The 12,405-nt window shown below is 68.3% G+C and carries 12 protein-coding genes; 6 read left to right on the plus strand and 6 right to left on the minus strand.

Annotated elements, in window-relative coordinates:
* The first annotated feature begins 14 nt into the window (after positions 1-14).
* From PT015_RS23590 to PT015_RS23600, 3 genes are all read left to right on the plus strand, one after another.
* Positions 15-152 carry a hypothetical protein gene (locus PT015_RS23590; RefSeq protein ID WP_285187666.1) on the plus strand — a complete coding sequence of 46 codons (138 nt, stop codon included), beginning with the start codon at positions 15-17 and terminating at the stop codon, positions 150-152.
* Positions 153-302: 150 nt separating this feature from the next.
* Positions 303-1,415 (plus strand): phosphate ABC transporter substrate-binding protein PstS, encoded by a 1,113-nt coding sequence (gene pstS / locus PT015_RS23595; RefSeq protein WP_285187667.1) that lies wholly within the window; start codon positions 303-305, stop codon positions 1,413-1,415.
* Positions 1,416-1,425: 10 nt separating this feature from the next.
* A complete protein-coding gene (locus PT015_RS23600; RefSeq protein WP_285187668.1) occupies positions 1,426-2,634 on the plus strand; it encodes a PPE family protein in 1,209 nt (402 codons plus the stop codon).
* 36 nt (positions 2,635-2,670) lie between these two features.
* Here the strand turns inward: PT015_RS23600 and PT015_RS23605 are convergent, their stop codons facing one another.
* The 4 genes from PT015_RS23605 to PT015_RS23620 all read right to left on the minus strand — a co-directional run bounded on the left by PT015_RS23605 (position 2,671) and on the right by PT015_RS23620 (position 9,250).
* Positions 2,671-3,003, minus strand: coding sequence for a DUF732 domain-containing protein (locus PT015_RS23605; protein ID WP_285187669.1), 333 nt, complete (start codon positions 3,001-3,003; stop codon positions 2,671-2,673).
* A gap of 175 nt (positions 3,004-3,178) precedes the next feature.
* Entirely contained in the window at positions 3,179-3,934 is a 756-nt protein-coding gene (gene nei2, locus PT015_RS23610; protein ID WP_285187671.1) for an endonuclease VIII Nei2, read from the minus strand.
* 3 nt (positions 3,935-3,937) lie between these two features.
* Positions 3,938-8,557 carry an ATP-dependent helicase gene (locus PT015_RS23615; protein WP_285187673.1) on the minus strand — a complete coding sequence of 1,540 codons (4,620 nt, stop codon included), beginning with the start codon at positions 8,555-8,557 and terminating at the stop codon, positions 3,938-3,940.
* Positions 8,558-8,593: 36 nt separating this feature from the next.
* Positions 8,594-9,250 (minus strand): TetR/AcrR family transcriptional regulator, encoded by a 657-nt coding sequence (locus PT015_RS23620; protein WP_285187674.1) that lies wholly within the window; start codon positions 9,248-9,250, stop codon positions 8,594-8,596.
* Between the two features lie 351 nt (positions 9,251-9,601).
* On the opposite strand from PT015_RS23620, the gene PT015_RS23625 reads away from it, so the two are divergent.
* The 3 genes from PT015_RS23625 (at position 9,602) to PT015_RS23635 (ending at position 11,425) form a co-directional block, all read left to right on the plus strand.
* Positions 9,602-9,985 carry a hypothetical protein gene (locus tag PT015_RS23625; protein WP_285187676.1) on the plus strand — a complete coding sequence of 128 codons (384 nt, stop codon included), beginning with the start codon at positions 9,602-9,604 and terminating at the stop codon, positions 9,983-9,985.
* 232 nt (positions 9,986-10,217) lie between these two features.
* Entirely contained in the window at positions 10,218-10,637 is a 420-nt protein-coding gene (locus tag PT015_RS23630) for an ATP-binding protein (RefSeq protein ID WP_285187677.1), read from the plus strand.
* The gene (locus tag PT015_RS23635; protein ID WP_285187678.1) at positions 10,634-11,425 is read left to right on the plus strand and encodes an RNA polymerase sigma factor SigF; all 792 of its coding nucleotides are present in this window, start codon (positions 10,634-10,636) and stop codon (positions 11,423-11,425) included. Before PT015_RS23630 ends, PT015_RS23635 begins: the two co-directional genes overlap by 4 nt.
* Here the strand turns inward: PT015_RS23635 and PT015_RS23640 are convergent.
* Positions 11,405-11,803: an STAS domain-containing protein gene (locus PT015_RS23640; RefSeq protein ID WP_285187680.1), complete on the minus strand. Its 399-nt coding sequence runs from the start codon at positions 11,801-11,803 to the stop codon at positions 11,405-11,407. The genes PT015_RS23635 and PT015_RS23640 overlap by 21 nt on opposite strands.
* A gap of 250 nt (positions 11,804-12,053) precedes the next feature.
* The gene (locus PT015_RS23645) at positions 12,054-12,389 is read right to left on the minus strand and encodes a hypothetical protein (protein WP_285187682.1); all 336 of its coding nucleotides are present in this window, start codon (positions 12,387-12,389) and stop codon (positions 12,054-12,056) included.
* Positions 12,390-12,405: the final 16 nt, after the last annotated feature.

Genomic DNA, 12,405 nt, shown 5'->3' on the forward strand with positions numbered 1-12,405 from the left:
GCGACGCAGGTCACGTGAACTACAACAAGAAGTCGACTGCTGGTATTCCACAATATTCGGTACGCCAGGGATGGGTCGAAGGCACGCGTCAACAACGCGTGAATAATTCGCCGGCCGTCACCGAGCGTGAACGGGTGGCAAACGGCGGCTGAAATCGTAAAACCCGCCTGCTCCGGTGCTTGCCGGGGATAATGTCCGCGGTGCGAATCTTGTTACCATGCCTCATGGATGCGAGCGACACAGCAGTGTGGCGTACATGTCGCCAGTGCGATTGACTCCGCTGACCGTCTGAAGGAATTGGATTGAATTTCAACCGATTTAGCGCCGCGCTGAGCATTCTCGCGACAGGCATGCTGATCCTGTCGGCGTGTGGCAGTCACGACAACGCCGCAAGCGGCAGTTCGAGCACGACGGTGCCGCCGGTGAAGGTGACCTGCGGTGGCAAGCCGGATCTGAAGGCCAGTGGCTCGACGGCTCAGAAGAATGCGATGACCGAGTTCGTCAAGGCATACACCGCCGCCTGCCCCGGGCAGTCGCTGGACTATGCGGCCAACGACTCCAGCGCCGGCATCAACGAATTCCTGGACAACAAAAACGATTTCGGCGGGTCGGACTCGGTGCTGTCACGTGTCGAATACGACCGTGCCCAGCAGCGGTGCGGGTCACCCACCTGGAACCTGCCGATGGTCGTGAGCCCGATCGCGATCGCCTTCAACGTCAACGGTGTCACGTCGCTGAACCTCGACGGCCTCACCGCCGCCCAGATCTTCAACGGCCAGATCGACATGTGGAACGACGGCGCCATCCAGTTGCAGAACCTCGGGGTGAAGCTGCCCAACGAGCCGATCAAGGTCGTCTACCGCAGCGACGAGTCCGGGACCACCGACAACTTCCAGCGCTACCTCGACACCGCTTCCCGCGGCACGTGGGGATTCCCGGCCGGCCGGAAGTTCAACGGTGGCGTCGGCGAGGGTGCGGTCGGCAACGACGGCGCCGCGGAGAAGGTCAAGAGCACCGAGGGCTCGGTCACCTATCTCGCCTGGTCGTTCGCCCAGGCGCAGCACCTCAACGCCGCCAGCATCATCACCTCGGCCGGCCCCGAGCCGGTGTCGATCAGCCCGGAGTCGGTCGGCAAGACGATCTCCTCGGCCTGGTTCATCAAGAAGGGCGACGACTTGGCCCTGGACACCATCTCGTTCTATCGGCCGAATCAGCCGGGCTCGTATCCGATCGTGCTGGCGACCTACGAGATCGTCTGCTCCAAATACCCGGATCCCAAGGTGGGCGAGGCCGTACGGGCCTTCCTGCAGAGCGCCATCGGGCCCGGTCAGAAAACCCTGACCAGCGCCGGATACATTCCTATTCCCGACGAGTTCAAGCCGCGGTTGCTGAACTCCATCAACGCGATCTCCTGAGTTTTGCATCATGGAGTTCACGACGCTGCCGCCGGAGGTCATCTCGGCGTTGATCCATTCCGGGCCCGGCTCGGAGTCGCTGGTTGATGCGGCGGCGGCCTGGCGTCAGCTCGCGGCCGACCTGGAGGACGCCGCCGACAGCTACGCCGCCGCGGTGTCGTCGATGGCCGACACCTGGCACGGCCCGTCCTCGGCGGCGATGAACCAGTCCGTCGCGCCCTATCTGACCTGGCTTCGCACCACCTCGCAGCAGGCCCAGCAGGTCGCGGCGTCGGCTCAGGCCGCGGCGACGGCGTTCAACGCGGCCAGCGCATCGGTGGTCCCGACCGCGACGGTGTTCGCCAACCGCACGCAACTGGCGCAGCTGCTGGCCACCAACACCTTCGGCCGGAACATGCCGGCGATCGCCGCCAACGAGGCGGCCTACCAGCAGATGTGGGCGAATAATTCCGCCGCGATGACCCGCTATCAGGCCGCCACGGCGCAGGCCACCAACCTGCCGCAGTTCACCTCGCCGAACTCGACGACCAACCCGTCGGCGCAGGCCGATCAGGCCGCCGCGCAGAACGCGGCCACCGCCAACTCGGCCGGCTCGAACGCGGCCCAGACCGCCGCGCAGTCGGCGGCGAGTTCGGCTCTGCCGGCCGCCCCCATCGCCGTCGACCCCAACCAGGGGTACATCGGGCTGGCGAACACTTACGCCAACCAGTTCGTGTCGTCCGGCTTCCCGATCAACCTGCTCAGCTACCTGGCGCAGAGCCAGTCCGCGCAGGCGTTGTCGGGGGTGAGCGCTCAGGTCGGCCAGGGCGTGTCCGAGGGCGAAGAAGCGCTGGGCGGCGGATTAGGCGGCGCGGCAGCAGGATTGGGGGCGCTGGGCGCCGGGGGCGGCGGCCTGGGCGCGCTGGGTGCGGCCGGGCTTTCGGCACCCGCGGCGGCGGCCGCGACGGGTGTGGCCGTACCGATGGGCGGCCTGATGGCGCCCCCGGCCGCCGGCACGCTGCTGGCGACCTCGCAAGCGCCCGTACAACTCGCCTCGGCGGCAACGCCACTCGGCGCGGGTGAGGTGGCGGCGAGCGGGCCGATGCTGCCACCGCTGATGGCGCCGCCGATTTCGGCGGGCAGCGGCTGGCGCAAGCGCAAGTCGCAGAAGTACGAAGACATTTCGATCGGCGCCGAGCTCAAGGGCAACGTGATGAAACCGCCGCCGTCGGCGGGCTAGCCTTCAAAAGGCCTGCAGCAGGCCATAATTCGACAGTCAGGCGCCGGTGTGCCGCGGGCAGAACGCGGCGATGCTGACGCCGACGAAAAACCCGGCGTGATAGCCGTCCAGGCCGCTCTGCTGCATCACGTCGTTGGCGACATCGCCGGAGGGCCTGCCGCCGTCGAGCGCGTCGCACACCTGGTGACCGGCGATGACCGCCGCCTGGCCGGAAGCGAATGTGATCTGCTTGGACTGCAACGCATTCAAGAAGCTCGCGTCGACGTTGTCGGCGTGCGCCGCAGGCGCGACGATGGCTGAGACAGTGAGCGGTAGGGCCACCAGGACCGAGCCGGTCACCAGTGACCGCACATGATTGATCAAGCGCACTCGGGTGGTCGTCCTTTCTCATCCGGTCCGCTGAGCAGAATCGCGAGTATTCATCGCAGCAAGCAGAGACTGCTGACATTGCGATCATTGCATGCCGTACCCGGACTTTTGAAGCGCGCGCTGGTGCCGGCGCAGGTAACTCCGATCGTTTACCGAATGGACATGCTCTGGGCATTCAGCGTTGGCAGGCCGGGCACCAATACGCCACCCGATCGCCGCTGTCGTCGTAGGTGATCGGCGATCCGCAGCGACGGCAGTTCTCGGCACGGCGACCGTACACCCAGAACTGCCGTCCGGGCCGGGCATCTCCGGTGGTGCATCGAGTGCGGCGTAACCGGTTGACCCACAACATGTCGCGAGCGCGGACGGCCAGGCGGTGCGGATCGCGGATCGCGCTCACCGGTGCGGTCGGCAGGTGCCCGCTGACGAAACATAGTTCGTTGCAGAACACATTGCCGATGCCGGCCATCACCCGCTGGTCGAGCAACGCCTCGGCGATCGGCCGGTTCGGGTCCGCGACCAGGTTGTCCGCGGCCCGCGCGGCGTCCCAGTCGTCGCCCAGCAGATCGGGGCCCAGATGGTCGACGACCTGGCCGTCGTGGTCGCGCTCGAGGATCTGCAGGATGCCCAGGTCGATGCCGATCGCGCGAATCTCGGCTGTTTCCAAGATGATTCGAACGCGGTAGTCGACGCGCCGCGCTTTCGACGTGATGCGCCAGGCGCCGTCCATCTTCAGGTGCGAGTGGACGCTGGCCGGTCCGACGCGGATGAAAAGGTGCTTGCCGCGGCTGAGCACCTCGTCGACGACCAGGCCGCTGAGGTCGGCGGTCGCGTACCGGGGCACCCGGACGTCGCAGCGGGTCAGGGTCTGCCCGACCAAGGCCGCACGCAGTTTGTCGGCGGTCCGGAAGACCGTGTCACCTTCGGGCATCGGCTACCGCAGCCGCAGACCGCGCGGGGTCCGGGAGAAGCCGGCCTCGGCCAGGGCCGTGGCAACCGCGCCCGGTGCCTCGGGCGCCAGCACCGGGGTGCTGTTGATCCGCTCGATCAGGATCGAGTTGACCTGGCGGCCCGAGACCAGCCCGGCCAGTGCGGCCGCCGCGGCGTGGTTGGCCTCCGGGACGTCGTCAGCAAAGCTCAGCATCGACCGGCCGCCGCGTTCGAGGAACCACACCAGCTCGCCGTCGACCAGCACCACCAACGCGCCGGCCTTGCGGCCCGGGCGGGCCGCGTCGTCCTCGGCCGACCGCGTCGGCCAGGGCAGCGCCGCGCCGTACGGGTTGGCCGGATCGGCGGCGGCCAGCACCACCGCGCGGTACTCCGGCCGCTCGGGGTCGACGCCGTCGAGATAGCTGCGCAGGCGGTCGACGGTCGATGCCACCGCGAACTGGGCGCCGCCCAGTGACTCGACGAAATAGCCGCGCTGGCAGCGGCCGGCGTCCTCGAACGCCGTCAGCACCTTGTAGAGCATCGCGAAGCCGCCCGGTATCCCTTCGGCACCGACCGCGCCGCGGGTGAGCACCCCGTGCCTGTTCAGCAGCAGCTCCGCCTGGTGGTGGGCGCGGGTGGTGGAATCCGATTCGGGCGCGGGCAGCGCCGACCAGCGGCCGGCTACCGTCGGATCGGCGGCCCGTGCCTGTGGGTTGGCGACGCTGTAGCGGCTCAGCCGCGGTGGGCGCTTGGTGCGGGCCTGCCGGTGGGCGGGCGCGGAGCGTTTGCGACCCGGGCCGCCGGACAGCAGCGCGCGCACCGGAGCGAACGTGTCGCCGGTGACCCAGCCGGCCCAGATCAATTCCCAGAGCGCGGTTTTCAGCTCGGCTTCGCCGATGCCCGGCTGGCCCAGCTGCCGGAAGAAGAAGGCGCCGCCGCCCGAGAGCAGGTCCAGGATCGACCGGTGGGTTGCGGTGAATTCGATTCCCGACCCCGCGGCCAGCGTCAGCGGAGCGGCGTCGGCGGCGTGGAAGGCGACCCAGCCGTCGCTGCCGGAGATGGAACCGGCGCCCGACCACATCACCTCGCCGGAGGCCAGCAACTCGTCGAGCAGCGCGGGGGAGTAGTCGCGCACCCGCGGCGCCAGCACGAGCGACTCGACCGCCGACGCCGGCAGTGGCACTCCGGCGAGTTGGTCGATCACCGCGAGCAGGCCGTCCAGTCCCGAGTTGGGCGCCGAGCCCGCGCCCACCCCGTGCCAGGCCGGCAGGAATCGCGCGTACGCGCTGGTGGTGACCGGCTCGACCTGGGCGCGCAACGCCGCAAGCGAGCGGCGCCGCAGAATCCGCAGCACGTCGGCGTCACACCACTCGTCGCCGGCCGCGTCGGTGGAGAACTCGCCGCGGACCAGCTTCCCGTCGGCGGCCAGCCGGCCCAGCACGTCGGCGGCCACGCGCACGCCGAGCCCGAACCGGGTGGCGACGTCGGCGGTGGTGAACGGCGCATGGGTACGCGCGTAGCGGCTCAGCAGCTCGCCCAGCGGGTCGGCCACCGCCTCGGTGAAGCTCGCGGGCACCCCGACCGGCACCGCCACCCCGACGCCGTCGCGCAGTCGGCCGATGTCCTCGATCGCCACCCACCAGCTGCCGCCGGCGAACGACACCGGCAGCGCCCGCTTGGCGGCGTACAGCGCCTCCAGCCAGCCGCCGACGTCGGCTCCGCCGGCGCGCGCGGTGATTTCGTCGGCGGTCAGCGGGCCGAGCAGGCGCAGCAGGTCCGCGACCGCCTCGGCGTCGCGGGCGGCCCGGTCCGCCGTCAGGTGCTGCAGCTGTCGACCGGTGCCGGCGACCACCTCGGGGTCGAGCAGCTCGCGCAGCTCGACGCGGCCGAGCAACTCGGCCAGCAACGTGGGGTCAAGCGAGAGCGCCGCCGCGCGGCGCTCGGCCAGCGGGCTGTCGCCCTCGTACATGAACGCGCCGACGTAGCCGAACAGCAGCGAGGCGGCGAACGGTGACGGGGTCTGGGTCTCGGTCTCGACGACGCGGATCTTGCGGGTGGCGATGTCGGTCATCAGCCCGGCCAGGGTCGGCACGTCGTAGACGTCCTGCAGGCATTCGCGGACCGTCTCCAGCACGATCGGGAAGTCCGGATACTTGCGGGCCACGTCGAGCAGTTGCGCGGCGCGCTGCCGCTGATGCCATAGCGGCGAGCGCTTACCCGGATGCCGCCGGGGCAGCAGCAGGGCGCGCGCCGCGCATTCCCGGAAGCGGGAGGCGAACAACGCCGAGCCGCCGACCTCCGCGGTGACGACCGGATCGATCTCGTCGGCGTCGAACACGAAAAGCTCTGCACCCGGCGGAGTTTCGGCTCCGGATTCGGAAGGTGTGTCGGGCAGCCGCACCACGATGCCATCGTCTGAGGCGGTCGGCTTCTCGTCGATGCCGTAACGCTCACGCAGCCGTCGGCTCACCGCCAGGGCGAGCGGACCGTGCACGCGCAGGCCGTAGGGGGAGTGCAGGATCACCCGCCAGTCGCCCAGCTCGTCGCGGAACCGCTCGACCAACAGGGTGGCGTCGGTGGGTACCACGTTGGTCGCGGAGCGCTGATCGTCGAGCAACCGCCACAGGTTCTCGGTGGCGTACTCGTTGAAACCCAGTTCCGCGCAACGACTCTCGAAGGGCCCGCGATCGAGGGCGGCCAGCTCGCCGGTGAACGCGCCCACCGCGCGTCCGAGTTCGGCGGGGCGCCCGGAGTCGTCACCGCGCCAGAACGGCAACCGGGCCGGCTCGCCCGGCGCCGGGATCACCAGCACCCGGTCGTGGGTGATCTCGGTGATTCGCCAGCTGGTGGCACCCAGCGCGATGACGTCGCCCGGCCGCGACTCATAGACCATCTCCTCGTCGAGTTCGCCTACCCGCGAGGGCGTTTCAGAGTCGGTGGCCAGGTAGACGGTGAACAGGCCGCGGTCGGGGATCGCGCCGCCGGAGGTCACTGCGAGCCGCTGCGCGCCCGGGCGCGCCGTGACGGTGCCGTTGTCGCGGTCGTACACCAGCCGCGGCCGCAGTTCGGCGAACTCGGTCGACGGATACTTCCCGGACAGCAGGTCCAGAGTGGCCTCGAATGCGCTGTGCGGCAACGTCGCAAAAGGCGCGCTGCGCCGGACGGTGTCGAACCAGCGGTCGACGTCCAGCGGTTCGAGCGCCGACGCCGCCACGGTGTGCTGGGCCAGGATGTCGAGTGGGTTGGTGGGCACCCGCATGGTTTCGATCTGTCCGGTCAGCATGCGCTGTACGGTCACCGCGCAACCAATCAGATCCGTGCGGTGCTTGGGGAACAGCACCCCGTGCGAGATCTCGCCGACCTGGTGGCCGGCGCGGCCGATGCGCTGCAGGCCGCTGGCCACCGACGGCGGGGCCTCGACCTGGATGACCAGATCGACGGCGCCCATGTCGATGCCGAGTTCCAGGCTCGACGTCGCCACCACCGCCTTGAGCCGCCCGGATTTCAGGTCCTCTTCCACGATTGCGCGCTGTTCCTTGCTGACCGAGCCGTGGTGTGCCCGCGCCAACAGGGTTGGGGCGCCGTAGGTTTGGCCACTGCCCAGCAGGTGGGCGGGCGCGCCGCCGGCGACCTTCGGGTTGCGCGGCTTCTCCTCATCGCGTTCCGCGCTCTGCGGCGTCGCCGCGCGCGGGTTGGCCACGGCCGACACATCGTCCGCCGACGCCTCCGCATCCATCCGCTCGGCGTGAATCTCGTTCAGCCGCGCGGTCAGTCGCTCGGCGAGCCGTCGAGAGTTGGCGAACACGATCGTCGAGTTGTGCGATTCGACCAGGTCGACCAGTTGCGCCTCGACGTCGGGCCAGATGCTGCCGTTCTCCAAATTGGCCATGTCCGGAATCGGGACCTGCACCGCCAGCTCGAAGGTCTTCGCCGCGGGCGGGGAGACGATGGTCGCCGGCGACGACCCCGACAGGAAGCGGGCCACCTCCTCGGCCGGCCGCACCGTCGCCGACAGACCGATGCGCTGCGCCGGTTTCGGCAGCATCTCGTCGAGCCGCTCCAGCGACAGCGCCAGATGTGCGCCGCGCTTGGTTGCGGCGATGGCATGGACCTCGTCGACGATCACCGTCTGCACGCCGGCCAGGGTTTCCCGCGCCGCCGAAGTCAGCATCAGGAACAGCGACTCGGGCGTGGTGATCAGCACGTCGGGCGGATTGCTGATCAGTTGGCGGCGCTGGGCCGGGGGAGTGTCGCCGGACCTCAGGCCGACGGTGATCTCCGGCGTCGGCAGACCCTTCTGCGCGGCGACGCGGGCCATGCCGGCCAGTGGCGTGCGCAGGTTGCGTTCGACGTCGACGGCCAGCGCCTTGAGCGGTGACACGTACAGCACCCGGGTGCCGGGTTCCCGCTCGCTACGCGGCGCGGCGGCCAGCGCGTCGATCGCCCACAGGAATGCGGCCAGCGTCTTGCCCGAACCGGTCGGCGCGATGACCAAGGTGTTGTGGCCGTCGGCGATCGCCGACCAGGCGTCGGCCTGCGCAGGTGTCGGTTCGGCGAACGTCCCGGCGAACCAGTCGCGGGTGACGACGCTGAACCGCTCGAGCCCAGCAGGTACAGATGTCACCCGGACATCATGACAACGGGGTCCGACAAGTGACCATCAGCGCTGGTCGGGAGCCACCGCCTTGGCCAGCGGGCCGGGGATGTCCTTCACTCGGGTGATCGCGTCGAGCAACGAATGCGCGCAGGAGTCGCTGAGCTGACCCGAGTCGGTCTCTGGATGGATGATCCGCTGCCGGCAGACCTCGAAGGTCAGCGCCAGCCAGCCGTGGATGACGATGCGGAGGTCGCGTTCGACGTCGGGCTCCAGGCTGCTGCCCGACCCGTCGACCTCGACGATGCGACTCATGATGTGTTCCATCTGGCGGTCCTTGGCCTCGTCGTCGATGCCGAGCAGGACCGGGTCGGACCGGCCGAGGCCCACGTACGCCGCCCACGCCGCGTGCGGGTGCTCCTGGTGATATTGCATGTACGCGAGGACGCCGCCCCGAACCTCCTCGAAGAGGTTCTGCCCGGGAGTCGGTGGCGTATTCGTGGTTTCGAAGAGTTGGTCGGCCTGGCCCTTGACGACGGCGGCGAAGAACGCGCGCTTGTCCGGGAAGTAGTGGTACATCAACGCCCGCGAGACACCGGCGCGCTCCGCGATCTCGTCGATGCGGACTTCGTCGTAGGGCCGCTGACCGAAGACTTCCGCGCCCAACGCGAGCAACTCGGCGCGGCGATCGTCCGGGGATAACCGGCGCCTTGGCGTTCGCATAGAGCAGATGGTACTTGTCGATGCTTTGCGCTGGCCCGCAACGCTCGCCGAAGTCCTGCAAACTTCCATTTGTCCACGTGTACCGCGCAATGTGGGCCGCATCCTGGGCTGTAGTCGCATGTCTACCGAAGAAATGATGCGCTCAGCGAACGTTCGAACCATGCCGAACGCGGCTTCCTAACGTCGTCCGGTCGACGCGCACCGACGTCCGCGCGGCGCTTGGGCGGTCCGTCACCCGCCGCGCTCCGCTGGGTGACGGCGGACACGCGCGTGCGCTGGTTTTCGCCGCCGTTGCGCTGGGTATATGCGATTCGCGCAAGGGGATGCGTGTAGCGGCGATAGAGGTTCGAGATGACGACTCAACAACACTCCAGCACGGGCGACCGCCTCGGGCGAGTCGACAACGAAGTGCACCACGCCATTCGCTATGCGGTGCTGGCCGGATTGACGGGCGTCGGATACCTCATCGTCGGAGCCCTGTGGGACAGCACGTGTCAGGGCAAGTTCTCCGTCGACACCGCCGCCTGCGGTGCGCCGCAACTGACCATCCTGGCGTTCGGCGGCCCGGTAATTCTGCTGGTTGCCGCGGTCTGGGCGTTCGTCCGCACCTACCGCGTCTGGCGTGACCACGGCACCTGGTGGGCCTGGCAGGGTGCCGGCTGGTTGCTGATGGTCCTGATGCTGGTGACGCTTACGATGGGTGCACCGATCGTCGGACCGGTGCTCGCCGGCTGAAGCCTCCACTCGCGCACATCACAGCTCGTTCTGGTTTGATGTCAACGCGGTTGTGGGTACCTGCTCGGCGAACACGAGAGCATTTCGGCGGATGGTCCGCTGGTCACCTGAGTAACGGGTGACGACATCACGAATGCGACGAAACGAATGGCATGCGTATTACCTGGCGGCGATCATGACTAACCAGCTCGAACGCGAGGGTACTGTCAGTCAAACAATGCTGGGAGGCTCGATGACCGCTGCTGCGAAGCCGGCGAAAGATCAGCAACGCGGCGATCGCGCCATCGAGCTCCGAGTGGCAGCGACTCTAGAAAACCTGGCCGTGCTGCGCACCTTGGTCGGCGCGGTCGGCACCTTCGAGGATCTCGACTTCGACGCGGTGGCCGATCTGCGGCTCGCGGTCGACGAGGTCTGCACGAGGCTGATTCGCTCGGCCGTCCCCGGCGCCACCCTGGAAATCGTCATCGATCCGCACGACGACGAGTTGCGGGTCGAGGCATCGACGGCGTGCACCACCGAGGACGTGGTGACCCCCGGCAGTTTCAGTTGGCATGTGTTGACCTCGCTGGCCGACGACGTGCAGACATCCCGCAACGGCGACGGCGTATTCGGCGTCACCCTGACCGCGCGACGGGCGGGCACTCCCAGGTGACAGCGCGAGCTGTCGGCAGTTCGAAGTCCTCACGACCCAACGAGTACGCCGACGTTCCCGACATGTTCCGTGAGCTGGCTACGCTCGACGCCGACTCATCGGATTTCCAGCGCCACCGCGACAAGATCGTTCAGCGCTGCCTGCCGCTGGCCGACCACATCGCCCGCCGCTTCGAAGGACGCGGCGAACCGCGCGACGACCTGGTTCAGGTGGCGCGCGTCGGGCTGGTCAATGCGGTGGCCCGGTTCGACGTCGAAACCGGCTCTGACTTCGTCTCGTTCGCGGTCCCCACGATCATGGGTGAGGTCCGCCGGCACTTCCGGGACAACAGCTGGTCGGTGAAGGTTCCGCGCCGCCTGAAGGAACTCCACCTGCGGCTGGGGACCGCGACCGCGGACCTGTCGCAACGGCTGGGCCGCGCGCCGACGGCGACCGAGTTGTCGCAGGAACTGGAGATGGACCGCACCGAGGTCATCGAAGGCCTGGTGGCGGGCAGCTCGTACAACACACTGTCCATCGACAGCGGCGGCGGCAGCGGCGACGAAGAGGCTCGGGCGATCGCTGACACCCTCGGTGACGTGGATACCGGCCTGGAACGCATCGAGAACCGTGAGGCGCTCCGGCCCCTCCTCGAGGGACTGCCGGAGCGGGAGCGCACCGTGCTCGTCCTCAGGTTCTTCGACTCGATGACGCAGACTCAGATCGCCGAGCGCGTCGGCATCTCGCAAATGCACGTCTCGCGGCTGCTGGCGAAATCGCTTGCGCGACTACGGGACGAGCTCGAATAGCCGACCCGGCTCGTCTCCGTCCGTGTCCGGCATTGCATGCACCGACTTGATCAATGGCAGGGTGCAGTCGGGGTCGCAGATCCGCAGCAGCCGTGACACCGCCTTGCTCGGCACCACCGCCCAGCGCAGGTTGGCGCCCGCGCACTTGACGTTGATCAGGTGCAGCGCCGAAAACCCTGCTGTGCCAAAGAATTTCAGGCCACTTAGGTCCAGGATCAAAGGTGTCGAGTGCGTGATGCAGAGATCGAAGTAGTCGGCGAGGTGAGTGGCGTTGGACGCGTCGAGCTCACCGTGAGCGGTGACGATTACCCGGGCGGTGTCCCACTCGGCGCTGAAGCGCGCCGAGTGGTCCTCCCATGCGGGTGGTGGAAGCGCCACGTTCGTTCCTCGAACCGGCGTCGCTGAAATAGGACCTAAAACAAACATCGTGTGACTCCATCAGTCGACAAAGCGTGCTGTGGATCACGTCAAGCGGATTTTGGTGCCGCGCGCGAGGAGAGTTCGGGAGGCCGATCTCCCCTTACGTCAATTAACGCTTTTTCCGGCGGCTGGAAACTCAACCTCGTTAAAACACTACTCCGGCCACTGTGGGCCGACAACATCTGAGCGTCTTTCAAAGAAAGCCTGATCAGCGCGAATTCTTCGGGGGCGGGGCGACCGCGGCGGCGAACCGCCGGACCGACTCGACGGCGGCATCGGCCGCGTCACGGTGGCCGATGCGCGCCCGCGCGGCGACGTCGCCGGTGGCCGGATCCAGCGTCACCTCGGCCAGCAACTCGCCGGTCGTGGGTTCGCACACCGCCCACGCGTAACGCGCATCCGATGCCCAGGCGGCGTCGCTGCGCGCGACATGGTCAGGATCGGACGCACCGAGTTCGGCCAGCGCGGGCCGGTCGTCGATACGGTCGTCGGCGCGCAGCCCGCGCAGGTACCACTGCCCGGCGTTGATCTCGATCGGATCCATCGTCGCCGGAGGTAAA

This window comes from Candidatus Mycobacterium wuenschmannii (genome assembly GCF_030252325.1).
In the GTDB taxonomy this organism is placed as follows: domain Bacteria; phylum Actinomycetota; class Actinomycetes; order Mycobacteriales; family Mycobacteriaceae; genus Mycobacterium; species Mycobacterium wuenschmannii.